Origin of the sequence: Streptomyces sp. 4F14, from assembly GCF_048159485.1 — a bacterium.
Lineage (GTDB): Bacteria > Actinomycetota > Actinomycetes > Streptomycetales > Streptomycetaceae > Streptomyces.
Genome location: NZ_JBLRVY010000043.1, coordinates 35,569 through 54,096, shown reverse-complemented (window position 1 = coordinate 54,096; position 18,528 = coordinate 35,569). Strand labels below are relative to the sequence as shown.

The 18,528-nt window shown below is 73.7% G+C and carries 19 protein-coding genes; 13 read left to right on the top strand and 6 right to left on the bottom strand.

The genetic code is table 11. From position 1 onward, the window contains the following. Positions 1-37: 37 nt before the first annotated feature. Positions 38-1,381: a PH domain-containing protein gene (locus ACLZOT_RS45665; protein ID WP_416975181.1), complete on the bottom strand. Its 1,344-nt coding sequence runs from the start codon at positions 1,379-1,381 to the stop codon at positions 38-40. Further along, positions 1,378-1,872 (bottom strand): PH domain-containing protein, encoded by a 495-nt coding sequence (locus ACLZOT_RS45660; protein ID WP_416975180.1) that lies wholly within the window; start codon positions 1,870-1,872, stop codon positions 1,378-1,380. The genes ACLZOT_RS45665 and ACLZOT_RS45660 overlap by 4 nt, the downstream gene beginning before the upstream one ends. Before the next feature lie 31 nt (positions 1,873-1,903). Here ACLZOT_RS45660 and ACLZOT_RS45655 point away from each other — a divergent pair, with 31 nt between their 5' ends. Then, positions 1,904-3,055: an NADH-quinone oxidoreductase subunit D gene (locus tag ACLZOT_RS45655; protein WP_416975179.1), complete on the top strand. Its 1,152-nt coding sequence runs from the start codon at positions 1,904-1,906 to the stop codon at positions 3,053-3,055. Between the two features lie 5 nt (positions 3,056-3,060). Here the strand turns inward: ACLZOT_RS45655 and ACLZOT_RS45650 are convergent, their stop codons facing one another. Next, complete coding sequence (locus ACLZOT_RS45650; RefSeq protein WP_416975178.1) at positions 3,061-4,080, bottom strand: SAM-dependent methyltransferase; 1,020 nt, start codon at positions 4,078-4,080, stop codon at positions 3,061-3,063. A 118-nt stretch (positions 4,081-4,198) separates the two neighbouring features. On the opposite strand from ACLZOT_RS45650, the gene ACLZOT_RS45645 reads away from it, so the two are divergent. Together ACLZOT_RS45645 and ACLZOT_RS45640 are read left to right on the top strand one after the other, a co-directional pair. Then, a complete protein-coding gene (locus ACLZOT_RS45645) occupies positions 4,199-5,398 on the top strand; it encodes a sensor histidine kinase (protein ID WP_416975177.1) in 1,200 nt (399 codons plus the stop codon). 68 nt (positions 5,399-5,466) lie between these two features. After that, entirely contained in the window at positions 5,467-6,141 is a 675-nt protein-coding gene (locus tag ACLZOT_RS45640) for a response regulator (protein WP_416975176.1), read from the top strand. A 10-nt stretch (positions 6,142-6,151) separates the two neighbouring features. Here ACLZOT_RS45640 and ACLZOT_RS45635 read toward each other — a convergent pair whose 3' ends face one another. Both ACLZOT_RS45635 and ACLZOT_RS45630 read right to left on the bottom strand, forming a co-directional pair. After that, entirely contained in the window at positions 6,152-7,249 is a 1,098-nt protein-coding gene (locus ACLZOT_RS45635; protein ID WP_416975175.1) for a DUF5937 family protein, read from the bottom strand. Between the two features lie 54 nt (positions 7,250-7,303). Beyond that, positions 7,304-8,479 (bottom strand): threonine aldolase family protein, encoded by a 1,176-nt coding sequence (locus ACLZOT_RS45630; RefSeq protein WP_416975174.1) that lies wholly within the window; start codon positions 8,477-8,479, stop codon positions 7,304-7,306. A 148-nt stretch (positions 8,480-8,627) separates the two neighbouring features. On the opposite strand from ACLZOT_RS45630, the gene ACLZOT_RS45625 reads away from it, so the two are divergent. The 10 genes from ACLZOT_RS45625 to ACLZOT_RS45580 all read left to right on the top strand — a co-directional run bounded on the left by ACLZOT_RS45625 (position 8,628) and on the right by ACLZOT_RS45580 (position 17,808). After that, the gene (locus ACLZOT_RS45625) at positions 8,628-9,566 is read left to right on the top strand and encodes a Rossmann-like and DUF2520 domain-containing protein (protein ID WP_416975173.1); all 939 of its coding nucleotides are present in this window, start codon (positions 8,628-8,630) and stop codon (positions 9,564-9,566) included. Beyond that, entirely contained in the window at positions 9,563-10,642 is a 1,080-nt protein-coding gene (gene panC, locus ACLZOT_RS45620; RefSeq protein ID WP_416975172.1) for a pantoate--beta-alanine ligase, read from the top strand. Before ACLZOT_RS45625 ends, panC begins: the two co-directional genes overlap by 4 nt. Continuing rightward, positions 10,639-12,381 (top strand): L-aspartate oxidase, encoded by a 1,743-nt coding sequence (locus ACLZOT_RS45615; protein ID WP_416975171.1) that lies wholly within the window; start codon positions 10,639-10,641, stop codon positions 12,379-12,381. Before panC ends, ACLZOT_RS45615 begins: the two co-directional genes overlap by 4 nt. Before the next feature lie 4 nt (positions 12,382-12,385). Further along, positions 12,386-13,381 carry a carboxylating nicotinate-nucleotide diphosphorylase gene (nadC, locus tag ACLZOT_RS45610; protein ID WP_416975170.1) on the top strand — a complete coding sequence of 332 codons (996 nt, stop codon included), beginning with the start codon at positions 12,386-12,388 and terminating at the stop codon, positions 13,379-13,381. 4 nt (positions 13,382-13,385) lie between these two features. Continuing rightward, positions 13,386-14,183: a type III pantothenate kinase gene (locus ACLZOT_RS45605; RefSeq protein WP_055720991.1), complete on the top strand. Its 798-nt coding sequence runs from the start codon at positions 13,386-13,388 to the stop codon at positions 14,181-14,183. A gap of 239 nt (positions 14,184-14,422) precedes the next feature. Beyond that, on the top strand, positions 14,423-15,097 hold the full coding sequence (locus ACLZOT_RS45600) for a hypothetical protein (protein WP_416975199.1): 675 nt from the start codon (positions 14,423-14,425) through the stop codon (positions 15,095-15,097). A gap of 920 nt (positions 15,098-16,017) precedes the next feature. Then, positions 16,018-16,200, top strand: coding sequence for a hypothetical protein (locus tag ACLZOT_RS45595; RefSeq protein ID WP_416975169.1), 183 nt, complete (start codon positions 16,018-16,020; stop codon positions 16,198-16,200). Positions 16,201-16,298: 98 nt separating this feature from the next. After that, the gene (locus ACLZOT_RS45590; RefSeq protein ID WP_416975168.1) at positions 16,299-16,709 is read left to right on the top strand and encodes a BlaI/MecI/CopY family transcriptional regulator; all 411 of its coding nucleotides are present in this window, start codon (positions 16,299-16,301) and stop codon (positions 16,707-16,709) included. 10 nt (positions 16,710-16,719) lie between these two features. After that, on the top strand, positions 16,720-17,271 hold the full coding sequence (locus ACLZOT_RS45585; protein WP_416975167.1) for an amino-acid N-acetyltransferase: 552 nt from the start codon (positions 16,720-16,722) through the stop codon (positions 17,269-17,271). A 201-nt stretch (positions 17,272-17,472) separates the two neighbouring features. After that, entirely contained in the window at positions 17,473-17,808 is a 336-nt protein-coding gene (locus tag ACLZOT_RS45580) for a histone-like nucleoid-structuring protein Lsr2 (RefSeq protein ID WP_010351472.1), read from the top strand. Here ACLZOT_RS45580 and ACLZOT_RS45575 read toward each other — a convergent pair. Next, on the bottom strand, positions 17,787-18,509 hold the full coding sequence (locus ACLZOT_RS45575; protein ID WP_416975166.1) for an SCO3374 family protein: 723 nt from the start codon (positions 18,507-18,509) through the stop codon (positions 17,787-17,789). The two genes, ACLZOT_RS45580 and ACLZOT_RS45575, sit on opposite strands and share 22 nt — an antisense overlap. Positions 18,510-18,528: the final 19 nt, after the last annotated feature.

Below are 18,528 nucleotides of genomic sequence, written 5' to 3'. Positions count from 1 at the left end.
ACAGCCCCCGAATCGTTCCGCCGCGACGTGCCGCCCTTCACGCCATCCAGCGGTCCGGCGGCGCGTCGCGGCGGCCCGTGCGGGAGCGGGCCGACTGGGCGGCGAGGAGGGCGGCGGCCTCGTCAGCGTCCCTCAGACGGGCCGGGACGGTCTTGTCGGCCCCCGTGTCCACATGGACGCTCGCGAGCCGCCACAGCCGCCCCCAGGGCCCTTGCGTGAGCCGTACGCTCTGGACCTTGGCGTGCGGGACGAGGGCGAGGTGGCGGCGGAGGAGGCCGTGGCGGGAGGCGAAGACCTGGTCGGTGACGGCGATGCCGTAGCCGCGCCACCACCACGGCGCGATACGGCCGGCCCGCTTCGGGGGCCGGGAAAGGGCGGCGGGGACGCTCACGCCGGGCAGCACGCGCGCGATGACGGCCTCCGCGTCGGCCCGCGGAGCGACCGGCACGAGCAGCGAGTTCTCCGAGCCGGCGACGTCCAGCTCCACCCGTACCCACCCGAGCCGGCGCCACAGCAGCGGCTCCACGACGCGCACGGTCTGCACGCGCCCCGGCGGCACCGTCTCGTGGGACCGGTCGAGCAGCCCGTGGTCGAGCCGCAGCCCGTCGGGCGACTCGCCCACCGTCCAGTCGTACTCCGTGACGAACCGTCCCACCGTCCCCGCGCCCGCCGCGCCCAGCATCGGCAGACCGGCGACGAGCGCGGTCCACCAGTTCGTGGCCGTCCACAGCAGCGGCACCAGCACGGCCGCCCCGAGCAGCGCGGCCCACGTACCGCCCGACAGCAGGCGCGCGAGCGCGAGGCTGCGCGGCGGCACCCGCAGCAGCTCGCGCGTGGGCGCCTCCCCCACCTGGTGCGCGGTCTCGGGCGCGAAACCGGCCGCCCGCGCGAGCAGCTCGGCCCGCAGTTCCCGCGCCTGCCGCTCCCCGAGGAACGCCAGCTCGTCCTTGTCGTCGGTCCCTATGACGTCGAGCCGCAGCTTCGCGACGCCCGCCACGCGCGCGAGGAGCGGCTGCGAGACGTCGATCGCCTGCACCCGCTCCAGCCGGATGTGCGCGGTACGCCGGAACACCAGCCCCGTACGGATGCGCAGTTCGGTGTCGGTGACCGAGAAGTGCGTGAACCACCAGCTCAGGAACCCGTACAGCGCGGACGCCGGCACGACGACGCCGATCGCGATCAGCAGGGTCGTCGAGGTCAGCCGGGTGAGCTGCTCCTGTGCCTGGTTCGGGTCGTGCACCGCCCACCCCGCGAGAACGGCGACCGGCGCCCACGCGCGCCGCAGCGGCGTCACGGGATGCAGCCGGTGCTCCACGACCGGCTGCCCCGGCTCGGCGGCCTTCTCCAGGCGTACGGCGTCCTGTGCGCCCGGCGTCGTCACAGCCCCGCCGATCGGGCCTCGCCCAGCTCGGTGAGCCGGTCGCGCAGCCGCTCGGCCTCCGCCGGGTCGAGCCCCGGGATGGTCGCGTCGGTCGCGGCGGCGGCCGTGTGCAGCTGCACGCTGGCCAGCCCGAAGTACCGCTCCACGGGCCCCGAGGTGACCTCCACGAGCTGCATCCGCCCGTACGGCACGACGGTCTCCTCACGCCACAGCACGCCCCGGCTGATCAGCAGGTCGTCCGCGCGCTCGGCGTACCGCCAGGACCGCCAGTTGCGGCCCAGCAGCCCCCAGCCCCACACGGCGGCCGCCACCGGCAGGACCGCGAACAGCGCCCACGCGGGGGCGACGAACAGCCCCAGGCACACCCCCAGGGCGATCGTGGCGATCCCCAGCCACACGACCAGCAGCAGCCGCCGCATCCGCAGCAGTCCCGGCGGCAGCCCGGTCCACACCGGCTCCGCCCCAACGCTCCCCGCGCTCCCCGTCTCCATACGGTCAGCGTACGTAGGGGAGACTGGAACCATGACTCCTACGACGGAGACCACGGTCGGGATCGGCGGGGCGGCGGAGAGCACCGACATGGTGCTGAACATCGGCCCGCAGCACCCCTCCACGCACGGTGTGCTGCGGCTGCGGCTCGTGCTGGACGGCGAGCGCATCGTCCACGCGGAGCCCGTCATCGGGTACATGCACCGGGGCGCGGAGAAGCTCTTCGAGGCCCGTGACTACCGGCAGATCATCATGCTGGCGAACCGGCACGACTGGCTGTCGGCGTTCTCCAACGAGCTGGGCGTCGTCCTCGCGGTGGAGCGCATGCTCGGCATGGAGGTCCCCGCGCGCGCGGTGTGGACGCGCACGCTCCTCGCGGAGCTGAACCGGGTCCTCAACCACCTGATGTTCCTCGGCTCGTATCCGCTGGAACTCGGCGGGATCACACCGGTGTTCTACGCGTTCCGGGAGCGCGAGGTCCTCCAGAACGTCATGGAGGAGGTCTCCGGCGGGCGCATGCACTACATGTTCAACCGGGTCGGCGGCCTCAAGGAGGACCTCCCCGCCGGCTGGACCTCCCGCGCGCGGGCGGCCGTCGCCGCCGTGCGCTCCCGGATGGACGTCTTCGACGACCTGGTCCTCGGCAACGAGATCTTCCGGGGCCGCACGCGCGGGGTCGGCGTCCTGTCGGCCGACGCGGTGCACGCGTACGGCGTGAGCGGGCCCATCGCGCGCGCGTCGGGCGTCGACCTCGACCTGCGCCGCGACGAGCCCTACCTCGCGTACGGGGATCTCCAGGACGTCCTGAGGGTCGTCACCCGGCAGGAGGGCGACTGCCTCGCCCGCTTCGAATCCCTCCTGGAACAGACCCACAACGCCCTCGCCCTCGCGGACGCCTGCCTCGACCGGGTCGCCGACCTTCCGCCCGGCCCGGTCAACCAGCGCCTCCCGAAGGTCCTCAAGGCCCCCGAGGGCCACACCTACGCCTGGACCGAGAACCCCCTCGGCATCAACGGCTACTACCTCGTCAGCAAGGGCGAGAAGACCCCGTACCGGCTGAAGCTGCGCTCCGCGTCGTACAACAACATCCAGGCGCTCACCGAACTGCTGCCGGGGACGCTGGTCGCGGACATGGTGGCGATCCTGGGGTCGATGTTCTTCGTGGTGGGGGACATCGACAAGTAGGGCCCCTACAGGGCGAGCGGGTCCGGGATCCCGGCCGGGTGCACCAGCCAGCCGAAGTCGCCCAGGCCCCCGCGCGCGGTGAGTTCGGCGGCCTCCCCGCCGGCCGCGAGCGCCCGCACGTACGCGCGCGGGTCGGTGGACGCCAGTGCGAGGGGCGGCCGTGCGCCGCTGACTCCCAGGGCGCGCAGGGCGGCGCGCTGGGTGTGCAGGGCCGCCGGTGCGGACACCGCGCCCGCGCACGCGTCCAGCGCGACATGCGCGGTGATGTCACAGGTCCCGTCCGGCACCGGGACGACCTCGCGTCCCGCGCGGAAGCCGGTGAGCGTCCCGAAGGGCGGCCGGGAGTCCGCCGCGTGCGCGTAGTCGACCGCCACCGCGAGCCCCCGCTCGACCCGGGAGACCGCCGAGGCCCAGGCCCGGTCCCGGGGGAGGCCGATCTCCGCCCGCAGCCCCTCTACGGCGTCCAGGGGCCACCAGCGCGCCAGCCACGCGGCGTCCGCGCCGGACACCGGGGGGCCGAGGCGTTCGGTGCCGTCGGGGGCGACGAGGACGCCCCGGGGGACCCCGTCGGCGTCCGTCTCGACGACGTCCAGCGGCACGTTGTCCAGCCACTCGTTGGCGAACAGGAGCCCGCGCACGCCGTGCGGCGTCTCGGTGGTCCAGGTGACCCGCCCGTCCGCGTCCGCTTCGGGGGGCGGTCCGGCCAGTTCGACGGCCCAGGCGCGGGTGCGCGAGGCGACGTCGTACGGCAGGGCCGCCAGCACCCCCGTCACGAGTTCGCCCCGGCCTGCGCCCACGTCCACGAAGTCCAGCGTCCGGGGCCGGCCGAGCGCCTCGTCCACCCGGCACAGCAGCGCGGCCACGCAGCGGGCGTAGAGCGCCGAGGCGTGCACGGACGTCCGGAAGTGACCGGCGGGGCCCTCGGGGCGCCGGTAGAAGCCCTCAGGGCCGTACAGGGCCCTCTCGGCGGCCACCCGCCACCCGTCCCACGAGGCCGTCTCCACGGCGCTCACCTCCCCGGCCACCCGCCCAGACTAGGCGCACAGGTGATCACTCCCTCCACCTTGCGGAGTACGCGCGCGCTATACGGATCGGTCCTCCGGTTGACCCACAGGGGCATCACGCATCCCTACGCTGGGTTACGTGCAGCGCCTCTACGACTTCCTCCGCAGGCACCCGACCGGGGTGGACGGCTTCTGGGCCGTGGTCCTCTTCGGGTTCGCCTTCGCCATGGAGACGGCTCAGCACGAGGCCGGGCGGACGAACTCCCTGTCGGTGGTGGTGCCGACGGTCGCCGCGCTGTCCCTGGTGGTGGCGCTGCGCAGGCGGCTGCCGGAAGCCATGCTGGTGCTCGCGGCGGCCGCGGGCTGCGCGCAGCTCGTACTGGGCGTGGGCGTCAACGCGGCGGACTTCGCGATGCTGATGATCGTCTACACGGTCGCTGCGGTCGGCTCCCGCTGGGCGTCGTGGCTGGCCCTCGGCATGGGCGTGTGCGCGGCGACGGCGGCGCAACTGCGCTGGCCGGACGATTCGAGCGCGGGCGGCAACGTCGTCACCGTCGTCTTCCTGACCGTCCCGTTCCTGCTCGCCTGGGTGCTCGGCGACTCGATGCGCACCCGGCGCGCGTACCTCGCGCAGCTGGAGGAGCGCGCCGCCCGCCTGGAGCGCGAGCGCGAGGCACAGGCCAAGGTCGCCGTCGCCGCCGAGCGCGCGCGTATCGCACGCGAGCTGCATGACGTGGTGGCGCACAACGTGTCCGTGATGGTCGTCCAGGCCGACGGCGCCGCGTACGTCCTGGACGCCGCCCCCGACCAGGCGAAGAAGGCCCTGGAGACCATCTCGTCGACCGGCCGGCAGGCGCTCGCGGAGATGCGCCGCCTGCTGGGCGTCCTGCGCACCGGGGAGCACCGCGAGGGCGGCGAGTACGTCCCGCAGCCCGACGTCGAGCAGATCGAGGACCTCGTCCAGCAGTGCCGCGGTTCCGGGCTGCCCGTCGACTTCAAGGTCGAGGGGACCGCGCGCCCCCTGCCGAGCGGCGTCGAGCTGACCGCGTACCGCATCGTCCAGGAGGCGCTGACCAACACCCGCAAGCACGGCGGCCCCAACGCGGGCGCCAGCGTGCGGCTGGTCTACTTCGACGACGGCCTCGGCCTGCTCGTCGAGGACGACGGCCAGGGCGCCCCGCACGAGCTGTACGAGGAGGGCGGCGCCGACGGACAGGGCCACGGACTGATCGGCATGCGCGAGCGCGTCGGTATGGTCGGCGGGACCCTGGACGCCGGTCCGCGCCCCGGGGGAGGCTTCCGCATCAGCGTGCTGCTCCCGCTCAAACCGGCGCACTGACTTCCCCGTACGCCGCCTGCTGACACCTGTCACGAACCCCGGAAATCATGGAAACGGAAGAGGCCCCGATGACGATCCGCGTGATGCTCGTCGACGACCAGGTGCTGCTGCGCACCGGGTTCCGGATGGTGCTCGCCGCCCAGCCGGACATGGAGGTCGTCGCGGAGGCGGGCGACGGGGTCGAGGCGCTCCAGGTGGTGCGGTCCACGGAGGTCGACGTCGTCCTCATGGACGTCCGGATGCCCAAGCTGGACGGCGTGGAGGCGACCCGGCGCATCTGCGAGGAGCCCGACGCGCCGAAGGTGCTCATCCTGACGACGTTCGACCTCGACGAGTACGCGTTCTCCGGGCTGAAGGCGGGCGCCTCCGGGTTCATGCTCAAGGACGTGCCCCCGGGCGAGCTGCTCGCCGCGATCCGCTCCGTGCACAGCGGTGACGCGGTCGTCGCCCCCTCCACGACGCGCCGCCTCCTCGACCGGTTCGCGCCGATGCTGCCCAGCTCCGGGCGGGCGCCCGAGCACAAGGAGCTGGAACGCCTCACGGAGCGCGAGCGCGAGGTGATGATCCTCGTCGCCCAGGGCCTGTCCAACGGGGAGATCGCCGCCCGGCTGGTCCTGTCCGAGGCGACCGTCAAGACGCACGTCGGGCGCATCCTGACCAAGCTGGGCCTGCGCGACCGCGTCCAGGTCGTCGTCCTCGCCTACGAGACGGGCCTCGTGCGCGCGGGCGGGGGGCACGGCTGACGCCGCGGCCTCACCGCAGGATGCCCTCCAGGAAGTCGCTGCCCAGCCGGGCCACCAGGGCGACGTCCAGCTGGTGCAGGACGTAGCGGCCGCGGCGGCGGGTCGTGATCAGGCCGGCCTTCTTGAGGGCGGCGAGATGGCGGGAGATCTCCGGCGCGGACATGGTGTGGATCCGGGCGAGCTCGGTCGTCGTGTACGCGCTGCGCGCGAGGTTGCGGCACAACTGCATGCGCACGGGGTGGGAGAGCGCGTTCATCCGCAGGGTGAGCAGTTCCACCGAGGGGACCGCGTCGGGCGCCGGGGAGTGGGCGGGGTAGTGCAGCAGGGGGCGCCAGCCCTCGCGGTGCAGGACGTTCAGGTGCGGGCGGCCCAGGCTCGTCGGGATCAGCAGCAGACCGGCATCCCGCGCGGACGTACGGCTCTCGACGAGCTTGTCGACGACGATGCGCCCGCGCGCCTCGTCGAGCCGGACGGCGGGGGAGACCGCGGCGAACGCCTCTGCGGGCCCGCGCCGGTGCAGGATCTGCGTCTTGTGCCGGGCGTCGGCCGCGAGCTGGTGGCTCAGCCGCTCCCAGGTCTCCGCGAAGAACGCCTTGTCGCAGTCCTCCAGGAAGCGCCGCAGCCACGCGCGCACGCCCGGCGGGTCGTCGAGCAGCCGCCGCGCGAACGCCAGCTGCCGGGGCCCGCGCGAGGCGGCGAGGTCCAGGACCCGCCCCCGCAGCACGGGGTCCGCGAGCACCCCCGGCGCCGGGCAGTCGCACGCCGGGCACGCGAACTCCAGCGCCGCGTCCACGAACTGGTCGTCCGGCAGCTTGTCCAGCAGCGCCAGGTCCTCGGCGAGCGTCTCCCCGGGCAGCGCGCCCGGCACGCCCGCGCACGCCAGGAACAGGTCCGAGAACACCGTCCGCCACAGGAAGTCCGCCTCGCACAGCCGGTCGGCCAGATGCGGATCGAGCCCCGCGAGGACGCTCCCCGTCCACCCCTGGATCGCCGGATGGTGCCCCGGCTCCGACAGCGCGTGCAGCGCCATGCCCAGCTCGGCCAGCGGCGACGGGACGAAGGCCACCTGCTCGGGCCGGACCCCGGCGAAGTCGATGCTCACGCTCATGCGCCCATGGTGCACCCCACCACCGACAACGCCCCCGCCGATTGACGAGGGCCGTCAATCGGCGGCCCCGCGCGGCAGCCGCGCCACGAACTGGGCGACCGCGTCCTTCACGTCCTGCACGCCCCACTCCAGCCCGGCCGCCCGCACCGACACCTCCGTGTACGACACCCCGGGCCCCCGCTCCTCCCAGGGGGAGCAGAACAGGAACGTGCCGGTCTCCTCGGACTGGAGCACCGCCGCCTCCGCGAGCGTGTCCGCGTCGTACGGCAGCCAGAACTGGAACTCGTGGGTGTGCGGCACCCGCGGGTGCACGCGGGACCACGGGACGCCCGCCTCCGTGAACCCCTCCTGGAGGGAGGCGGCCACCACGCGCGCGTGGGCGACGTACTCCGGCAGCCGGGGCAGCTCCTCGTCCAGGCCCGCCAGCGCGGTGAGGGCCGCCGGGAACTGGTGGAAGAGCGTGCCGCCGTAGCGGTGGCGCCACGCCCTGGCCTCCGCGACCAGCGACTCGGGGCCCGCGAGGACGGCGCCGCTCAGACCGTCCAGGGACTTGTACAGGGACACGTAGACGCTGTCCGCGAGGCCGGCGATCTCCGCCAGCGGACGGCCGAAATGGGTGGTCGACTCCCACAGGCGCGCGCCGTCGAAGTGCACCACCGCGTCGCGCTCGCGCGCGGCGGCCACCGTCGCCGTCAGCTCCTCCCACGTGGGCAGCACGAAACCGGCTTCCCGCAGCGGCAGCTCCAGGGCGAGCGCCCCGAAGGGCTCCTCCGCCTCGCGCACCTCCTGCGGCGTCGGCAGCCGCGGTTCGTCCGTCAGGTGCACCGGCCGCAGCCCGGCGACCTGGCTGAGCGCGTCCCGCTCGTGCACCTCCAGGTGCGCCAGCGGATGCACCGCCACCGCGCGCACGCCGGTACGCCCCGCCCAGCACCGCAGGGCGACCTGCTGGGCCATCGTGCCGGTCGGGAAGAACGCGGCGGCCGCCATGCCCAGCAGCCCGGCGACCCGCTCCTCCAGGGCCGCCACGACGCCGTTGCCGTACACGTCCGTGCGCTCGTCGAGGTCGTACCCCTCGGCCGACGCCTGGAGATGCGCCATGCGCTCGCGCAGGGAGGCGCGGTAGGGCGGGCGGGTGAGGATGCGCGCGGCCTCGCGCTGGGCCGTCATGCGCCGCTCGCGCAGCCGTTCTTCGGGGGACTCGTCGGCCTGCGGGCCCGGGGTGGTGGTCATGCCCGGATCATGCCTCCCCCCGGGGTGTGCGGGCATCCGCAATACCCACAGCCTGTGGACAACCGGCCGCGCGGGAACAGATCGCGTTAACATGACGAGAAATCGTCCGGTACCCAGATGCGGACTGGAACGGGAAGGCCGCCGTCGAGTGAGTACAGTCCACCAGCCAGACCCCAGGGACCGCCCCGCGCGGCTCACCGTCGGCGTCGTCGGCGCCGGCCGGGTGGGCCCCGCCCTCGCCGCGTCCCTCCAGCTCGCCGGACACCGCCCGGTGGCCGTCTCCGGTGTCTCCGACGCCTCCCGCAGGCGCGCGGCCCTCATGCTGCCCGACGTGCCCCTGACGACCCCCGAAGACGTCCTGGGCCGCGCCGACCTGGTCCTGCTGACCGTCCCGGACGACGCGCTGCCCGCCCTCGTGCAGGGCCTCGCCGACACCGGCGCGATCCGTCCCGGTCAGCTCCTCGTGCACACATCCGGCCGCTACGGCACGCGCGTACTGGACCCCGCCCTGCGCGCGGGCGCCCTCCCGCTCGCCCTGCACCCGGCGATGACGTTCACCGGCTCACCGGTCGACGTACAGCGCCTCGCCGGCTGCTCCTTCGGCGTCACCGCCCCCGACGAACTGCGCCTCGCCGCCGAGGCCCTCGTCATCGAGATGGGCGGCGAACCCGAGTGGATCGCCGAGGAGAACCGCCCGCTCTACCACGCCGCCCTCGCGCTGGGCGCCAACCACCTCGTCACCCTCGTCGCCCAGTCCCTGGAGCTGCTGCGCGCGGCGGGCGTCGAGGCACCCGACCGGATGCTCGGCCCCCTCCTGGGCGCCGCCCTGGACAACGCGCTGCGCTCCGGCGACGCCGCTCTCACCGGGCCGGTCGCGCGCGGGGACGCGGGCACGGTCGCCGCGCACGTCGGGGAACTGCGCAAGCACGCGCCCCAGACCGTCGCCGGCTACCTCGCGATGGCCCGCGCGACCGCCGACCGCGCGCTCGCGCACGGCCTGCTGAAACCGGAGCTGGCACAGGAACTTCTCGGGGTGCTGGCAGGCGGCGCTCCCGGCACGCCCGGCACCGAAGGAGACGCCCGATGAGCATCGCCCTGCTGCGCACCGCCGCCGAACTCGAAGCCCTCGCGCCTACGGGCCGCTCTGCCGTCGGCACCGGTCGTTCTGACCTCATCCCTGATAAGGATGACGCCACTTCGCAAAGGGATGACGCCGCTCCGCCCGCCCGCACCCGCGCCGTCGTCATGACCATGGGCGCCCTCCACGACGGCCACGCCACCCTGGTCCGCGCCGCGCGCGAGATCGCCGGCCCGGACGGCGACGTCGTCGTCACCGTCTTCGTCAACCCTCTCCAGTTCGGCAAGGGCGAGGACCTCGACCGCTACCCGCGCACCCTCGACGCCGACCTGAAGATCGCCGAGGAGGCCGGCGCGGACGCCGTGTTCGCGCCCTTCGCCGACGAGGTCTACCCGGGCGGCGAACCCCAGGTGCGCATCAGCGCGGGCCCCATGGGCGAGCGCCTCGAAGGGGCCGTCCGCCCGGGGCACTTCGACGGCATGCTGACGGTCGTAGCGAAGCTCCTGCACCTGACGCGCCCCGACGTCGCCCTGTTCGGCCAGAAGGACGCCCAGCAGCTCGCCCTGATCCGCCGCATGGTGGGCGACCTGAACTTCGGCGTGGAGATCGTCGCCGTCCCGACGGTCCGTGAGGACGACGGCCTCGCCCTCTCCAGCCGTAACCGCTACCTCTCGCCCCCGGAGCGCCGCACCGCGCTCGCCCTCTCGCGCGCGCTGTTCGCGGGCCGCGACCGGCACGCCGCGCAGGAGGCCCTGCGCGCCCGCGCGCGAGAGGTGCCCGCCACCCAGGCACGCGCGCAGGCGCTCAGCGCGATCGGCGAGTCCCGCGCGGCCGCCGACACGCACGCCGTCGCCCAGTCCGCCGGGGGCGCGGCGGGCATCCGCTCGGCCGCGCGCACGGTGCTCGACGAGGCCGCCCGCCTCGACCCGCCGCTCGCCCTGGACTACCTCGCGCTCGTCGACCCCGCCGACTTCACGGAGATCGGGGACGATTTCACCGGCGAGGCCGTCCTCGCCGTCGCCGCCCGGGTGGGGACGACCCGGCTGATCGACAACCTCCCGCTGACCTTCGGAGCCGCCTCGTGACCAGCACAGGCATACGCCCGCCCGCCGCCGACGAGCCCCGCCCCCGCCTCCACGCACCCGCGCCGGGCTGGGCGATCACGGCCGACGTCGTGGTCGTCGGCTCCGGCGTCGCCGGCCTGACCGCCGCCCTGCGCTGCGAGGCCGCCGGCCTGAACACGGTCGTCGTCACCAAGGCCCGCCTCGACGACGGCTCCACCCGCTGGGCCCAGGGCGGCATAGCGGCGGCCCTCGGTGAGGGCGACACCCCCGAGCAGCACCTCGACGACACCCTCGTCGCCGGCGTTGGCCTGTGCGACGAGGAGGCCGTGCGGACCCTCGTCACCGAGGGCCCCGACGCCGTACGGCGGCTCATCGCGACCGGCGCGCACTTCGACGAGTCCGCCGAGGGCGACCTTGAACTCACCCGCGAGGGCGGCCACCACCGGCGCCGCATCGCGCACGCGGGCGGGGACGCGACCGGCGCGGAGATCTCCCGCGCGCTCGTCGAGGCCGTCCGCGCGCGGGGGCTGCGCACCGTCGAGAACGCGCTCGTCCTGGACCTCCTGACGGATGCCGACGGCCGGACGGCGGGTGTCACCCTGCACGTGATGGGCGAGGGCCAGCACGACGGCGTGGGCGCCGTCCACGCGCCCGCCGTGGTCCTCGCGACCGGCGGCATGGGCCAGGTGTTCGCCGCGACGACCAACCCGTCCGTGTCGACCGGCGACGGTGTCGCGCTCGCCCTGCGCGCGGGCGCGGAGGTCAGCGACCTGGAGTTCGTGCAGTTCCACCCGACTGTGCTGTTCCTCGGCGCCGACGCGGAGGGACAGCAGCCCCTCGTCTCCGAGGCGGTGCGCGGAGAGGGCGCCCACCTGGTCGACGCGGACGGCGTGCGCTTCATGGCGGGCCAGCACGAACTGGGCGAGCTGGCGCCCCGGGACATCGTCGCCAAGGGCATCATGCGGCGCATGCTGGAGCAGGGTACCGAGCACATGTACCTCGACGCCCGGCACTTCGGCGCCGACATGTGGGAGCACCGCTTCCCGACGATCCTCGCCGCCTGCCGCGCCCACGGCATCGACCCCGTCCACGAGCCCGTCCCGGTCGCCCCGGCCGCCCACTACGCCTCCGGGGGCGTGCGCACCGACCCCCGGGGCCGCACGACCGTACCGGGCCTGTACGCGTGCGGGGAGGTCGCCTGCACCGGCGTCCACGGCGCCAACCGGCTCGCCTCCAACTCCCTCCTGGAGGGCCTGGTCTACGCGGAGCGGATCGCCGCCGACATCGCCGAGGGCATCACCGAAACCGGCCTCCCCGCGCGCGTGCCCGCCCCCGTCGACACCCCGCGGACCCCCGACCACCCCCTCCTCGCCCCCGAGGAGCGGTTCACCGTCCAGCGGATCATGAGCGAGGGCGCGGGCGTCCTGCGCTCCGCCGCCTCCCTCCAGCAGGCCGCCGACCGGCTCGACGCGCTCCACGCGCACGCGCGCGGCGCCCTCGACGAGAACGGCAAGACCGCCGAGCCCGGCGTCGACACCTGGGAGGCCACCAACCTCCTGTCCGTCGCCCGCGTCCTGGTCGCCGCCGCGCTCCTGCGCGAGGAGACCCGCGGCTGCCACTGGCGCGAGGACCACGCCGACCGCGACGACGACACCTGGCGCCGCCACATCGTCGTCCGGCTGAACCCGGACCGCTCGCTCGCCGTGCAGCCCACGGACACCGCCGACTTCCCCCCGACCCAGCGCACCCAGGAGCAGTGACCGAGTGAGCAACGACCTTCCCCTCGTCGACAGCGGCGTCCAGAGCGGCGGCTGCGGCGACGGCTGCGCCTGCGGTGCCGAGGGCGACGCCGAGACCGCCGAGTACCTGGAGTGCGGCCTCGACCCCTCGCTCGCCGAGCTGCTCGCCGACGCGGGGCTCGACCCCGTCGAGGTCGAGGACGTCGCGAACGTGGCGATCCAGGAGGACCTGGCGCACGGCGTGGACGTGACGACCGTCGCGACCATCCCCGAGGAGGCCGTCTCCACCGCCGACTTCGTCGCGCGCGAGGCGGGCGTCGTCGCGGGCCTCAGGGTCGCCGAGGCGGTCGTCTCGATCGTCTGCACGGACGAATTCGAGGTCGAGCGGCACGTCGAGGACGGCGACCGCGTCGAGGCCGGGCAGACCCTGCTGTCGATCACCTCGCGCACGCGCGACCTGCTCACCGCCGAGCGCAGCGCCCTCAACCTGCTGTGCCGGCTGTCCGGCATCGCGACCGCCACGCGCGCGTGGGCGGACGCCCTGGAGGGCACGCAGGCGCGCGTGCGGGACACCCGCAAGACCACGCCCGGGCTGCGCTCCCTGGAGAAGTTCGCCGTGCGCTGCGGCGGCGGCGTCAACCACCGTATGTCGCTCTCCGACGCCGCCCTGGTGAAGGACAACCACGTGGTGGCCGCCGGGGGCGTCGCGCAGGCGTTCAAGGCCGTACGCGAGGCGTTCCCCGACGTCCCCGTCGAGGTCGAGGTCGACACCCTCCACCAGCTGCGCGAGGTCGTCGACGCGGGCGCCGACCTGATCCTCCTCGACAACTTCACGCCCGGCGAGTGCGCGGAGGCCGTCGGGATCGTCGGCGGGCGCGCGCTCCTTGAGGCGTCCGGGCGGCTCACGCTCGACAACGCGCGCGTCTACGCCGACACCGGCGTCGACTTCCTCGCCGTCGGCGCGCTCACCCACTCCTCGCCGATCCTGGACATCGGCCTCGATCTGCGTGAGGCGGAGTGAACCGATGCTTCTGACGATCGACGTCGGCAACACGCACACCACCCTCGGGCTGTTCGACGGGGAGGAGATCGTCGAGCACTGGCGCATCTCCACGGACGCGCGCCGGACCGCGGACGAACTCGCCGTCCTCCTCCAGGGGCTCATGGGCATGCACCCCCTTCTCGGGGACGAGCTCGGCGACGGCATCGACGGGATCGCCATCTGCGCGACCGTCCCGTCGGTGCTGCACGAACTCCGTGAGGTCACCCGCAGGTACTACGGCGACGTCCCCGCCGTCCTCGTGGAACCCGGCGTCAAGACCGGCGTCCCGATCCTCACCGACAACCCCAAGGAGGTCGGCGCCGACCGCATCATCAACGCCGTCGCCGCCGTGGAGCTGTACGGGGGGCCCGCCGTCGTCGTCGACTTCGGGACCGCGACGACCTTCGACGCGGTGTCCGCGCGCGGGGAGTACGTCGGCGGTGTCATCGCCCCCGGCATCGAGATCTCCGTCGAGGCGCTCGGCGTCAAGGGGGCCCAGCTGCGCAAGATCGAGGTCGCCCGCCCGCGCAGTGTCATCGGCAAGAACACCGTCGAGGCCATGCAGTCCGGGATCGTCTACGGGTTCGCCGGGCAGGTCGACGGGGTGGTCCAGCGGATGACCCGGGAGCTGGCCGCCGACCCCGAGGACGTCACGGTCATCGCCACGGGGGGACTGGCGCCGATGGTGCTGGGCGAGGCGTCCGTGATCGACGAGCACGAGCCGTGGCTGACGCTGATCGGGCTGCGGCTGGTGTACGAGCGCAACGTCTCCCGCATGTGATCCCTCCGGGAACGGCCGCCCCTTGGTCCCCGGATCCGGGGGGCGGCGTTCCCGGCCCCCGCGCGGATCGTCCGGTGCGCGTCCCGTGTCCCCGGCCCGCTCCCGGCCGTTGGGCACGCGCGTACGCCCGTGAGTCCTCGCGGGCGAAACCTCGGCGCCACACCCCGGGAATATGTCGAATTTGTCTGATTAGCGCGTATCGTCGCCGCATGCCCACGCCATACGGATCCCGCGGCGGCATGGCGTTCGGTGCGGAGGAGCTGCGTGTGCTCCGTCGCGCTCTCGCCCTCGCCCTTCACCCCGGTCCCGCCTCGGCAGAGGACATCCAGGACTGTCATCGGCTGGCGACGTCTCTCGACGAGGCGCTGCGCGAGGCCGCTCGGTTGCGGACGTTCCTGGTGGCCGACCTCGCCCGGTACCGGGCGGCCCTGCCCGGCACCGCCGCCGGGTACCTGACGCTCCTGGAGGAGGTCCTCGGCACCGGCTACCGGCCCGAACCGGACGACCTCGCCGCACTGCGGGCCCTGCGGGGCAATCCGCTCGCGGCGACCCTCCTGAGCCGCTGCCAGGTGCTGGCCGAGCAGGACGTCCGCAGCCGGCTGGCCCGCCGGACCACCCGCCATGCCGTCCCCGCGCCCCTCACACCGACTCCCGCGGTCCCGCCCTCCCGTACCCGCCTGCTGGCCCTCCCGGGCGGCCTGTCGCCCGACGGCGGCTTCGAGGAGGCGACGGGGGAGGAGCCGACGCCTCCTCGTGAACGCCCGCAGCCCGGCCCGGCGGACGACCCCGCCCGCCCCTCGGCCCCCGACCCCGCCCGGCGCCCCATCCCGACCCCCGGCGAGGTCTTCCCCCGCCGCAAGCCGACCCCGCCCCCGCCCCCGGCCGACCCGGAGGAACGCCTCGCCGCAGGCTGACCCCCGGACCCGACCGCAGGTACCGCCGGCCCCGCCCCGGCCGCGAACCCTTCACGGTCGGCGCGAGGGCGGGCTTTTCCTGCGACGGTTTCCGTATCCGGCCCGCGCGCGAGGGCGTTCGGCGACCGGGAAAGGTAAGGGGCCGAGGACGGGGGGTGTCCCGTACGGGGATCTCCCGCCCCTCCCGCGCGCGTCGGCCCATTCCCACCCGCCTGCGCGGGAAATCCGGGCGTTCGGCTCGTCGGCCCGCGATTGGGGCACCCGCGCGTGAGGGGCTCGCCGACGGGTCCCTATAGAGGTCGGGCGGGGCGTCCTGCGGAACGTGTTCCGTTCTATGAAGTGGCTATGCGCGTGTTTCGCGGGGTGCCCCACCGCCGTCCGTAAAGCGGCTCCTTGCCGGAGGACGGGGAATCGGGGGAGAAGCACGGTCCGGGGTTGTCATCGAACGCTCACTGATCGTGGTGACGCGGAATTGGCCGGACGGCGCTCGCCGGAGCGCTCTCGGCGGGCGGTGTTCGCGATCCGGCCGCGTTTCGGGGCCCGCCCGTTTCCCCGGCCCCGGTTCTTCGTGGCTCGGAATCGTCGGGGCCCGGGATTTTCCGGCCTCGGATTTACCGGTTCCGGTCCCCGCCCGCCTGCATTTCCCGGGCATGGGGGGCGCGGATTCCCTGGTCGGCCGCGGCGGGCGCGTGATCGCCGGGAACGCCGGCCGGGGTGTGCGGGGCCGTGAGGATACCCGGAGGCGGTTGAGCCGGGGTCGAGGTTTTCAAAAGCTCTGGAATACCACCCCCGGATCCGCCGATCCACCGAACGGAACGCCTCCGGCGGCCCGCGTGCGCGCGCGGACGGCCCCGGCCCGGGTGTCCCCCGCTTCCCGACCCCGCCCGGATGTCCGCTTTCTCCGTGGCTACCCTGGGTCCATGGACTACGTCTCCGCGCTCGTACCCCCCATCGTCATGGCCGTGCTCTTCATCGGCGTGATCCGCGTGATCGTGAAGACCCAGGGCGGGGCCAACAAGGCCAAGGAGGACGCGGCCGTCGACGCGGCGCTCGCGCGCACGGAGGCGGCCCGGCAGGCGGGCCCCGGCCGCTCCGAGGGCTGACGGACACCTCATCGCCGTATGCCCTATTTGTTCTTGTTCATCAAGGAAAGTTCGGGTTCGGCGGGTGGATGGGGGCATCTCCCGTTATTGTGCTGAGCGTGCCTCGCCCATTGGGAGAACTCGAAGACGCGGTCATGACGCGGGTGTGGAAGTGGAACCGCCCGGTGACCGTTCGGGAAGTCCTGGAAGACCTTCAGCAGGAACGGTCCATCGCCTACACCACGGTGATGACCGTTTTGGACAATCTCCATCAGAAGGGCTGGGTGCGCCGGGAGTCCGAAGGCCGCGCCTATCGCTATGAGGCGGTCTCCACGCGCGCGGCGTACTCCGCCGCCCTCATGAACGACGCGTGGAGCCAGAGCGACAACCCCGCCGCCGCTCTCGTCGCCTTCTTCGGGATGATGAGCGAGGAACAGCGCGCGGCCCTGCGGGACGCCGTACGGATGGTCCAGGGGCCGGAGGAGTCCGCGCCGAGCCCCGGCGGGGCGGGCGAGGGCGTCGGGCGATAGCGTCCGGCTCATGTCAGCGCACAACCCCCCGGCGGACCGCGGCTCCGCGGCCTCCGCCCATGCCATCACCGTCCGGCGCGCGCGTACAGGTGACGTTCCGGCCGTACGGGCACTCCTCGACGACTACGCGCGCGGGCGCATCCTGCTCGACAAAGCGACGGTGACGCTTTACGAGGACATCCAGGAGTTCTGGGTCGCGGAACGGGACGACAACGCCGAGGTCGTCGGGTGCGGGGCGCTGCACGTCATGTGGGAAGACCTCGCGGAAGTCCGCACTCTCGCGGTCAAGCCCGGACTGAAGGGCTCCGGTGTCGGGCATCAGTTGCTGGAGAAGTTGCTGCACACGGCGCGTTGGCTCGGTGTTCGTCGCGTTTTCTGTCTGACCTTCGAAGTGGACTTCTTCGGCAAGCACGGCTTCGTGGAGATCGGCGAGACGCCGGTGGACACCGATGTCTACGCGGAGCTGCTCCGTTCCTATGACGAGGGCGTCGCCGAGTTCCTCGGACTCGAACGAGTGAAACCGAACACCTTGGGCAACAGCCGGATGCTTCTGCATCTGTGATCGGCCCTGCCCAGGGTGCCTATGTCCGAAACGCGCATGTTTCCGGTCGGGGGGAGTGGTCCGTCTCTCCCAGGGGTTTGTGTTTTCCCGGCAAAAGCGGTTTGCTTTCCGACGTACTGCAGTAGTGCATATAACTAGGGGCGGTGAAACGGCGGACGCCGCAGACCCTCAGCCCTCACGTTATCGATGAAAGGAATACCGGTGGCACAGAAGGTTCAGGTCCTTCTTGTCGACGACCTCGACGGTGGCGAGGCGGACGAGACCGTGACGTTCGCGCTGGACGGCAAGACCTACGAGATCGATCTCACGACGGCCAATGCGGACAAGCTGCGCGGCCTTCTCGACGCGTATGTGAAGGGCGGCCGGCGTACCGGTGGCCGTGCTTCCGGCGGGCGCGGAAAGGCCCGTGCCGCGGCCGGCGGCAACCAGGACACCGCGCAGATCCGCGCCTGGGCGAAGGAGAACGGCTACGACGTCAACGACCGCGGCCGTGTTCCCGCGACCATCCGCGAGGCTTACGAGAAGGCCAACGGCTGAGCGTTCGCGCTCCGCAGGCGGACACGGTGGGCGTGAGTCGCCAGCGTGTCCACCAGACGCACGAGACCGGGGGCGCCCTCATCGCCCCCCGGCGCCGGCATCGCCGGCAGCGAGGACTCCTCGCGACCCGGAACGGGGGGCCGCAGCCACACGGCGGCCCCCTGTACAGTTCCCCGGCGCACCGCCCCCGGCGGCAGCGGGGCCACGACGCTCCCGCCCGCGCCGACCGCCACGAGGTCCAGCGGCAGCGACCCCCACTCCAGCCACCGCAGGAGCCCCGGCACCTCCTCGGCCCCGCCCGCCGCGACCAGGAACCCCATCCGGCCGCCGTGCGCGAGAACGGGCCCCACGCATGCCGCGAGCCGCTCGCCCGACGGACCGCCGAGGGCGCCGCGCTCGCCGGTCGGCCCGGCAGCCTCCTCGCCCGCCCGGCCGCCACACACCCCGCCCCCGTCCCCCGCCCCCGCGAGATGCTCCAGCGCCGCCCGCCCCGCCTCCGCCGTGACCTCCAGGACGTCGAAGCGGCGGCCCGTGAAAAGTCGTACCGGTGATCCGGGCACTGTCGTCCAGCCGAGGACGTTCTCGTACCAACCGCGGATCTCGGAGCGGGGACCGGGCGGACGGCGAGGGGAGGGGACGGTGGTGACGGAGGTGAGCGGGCGGCCGGCGGGCGGGCCGGGTGCGGGGGGCGAGCCAACCATGACAAGCGCAACCGCCGGA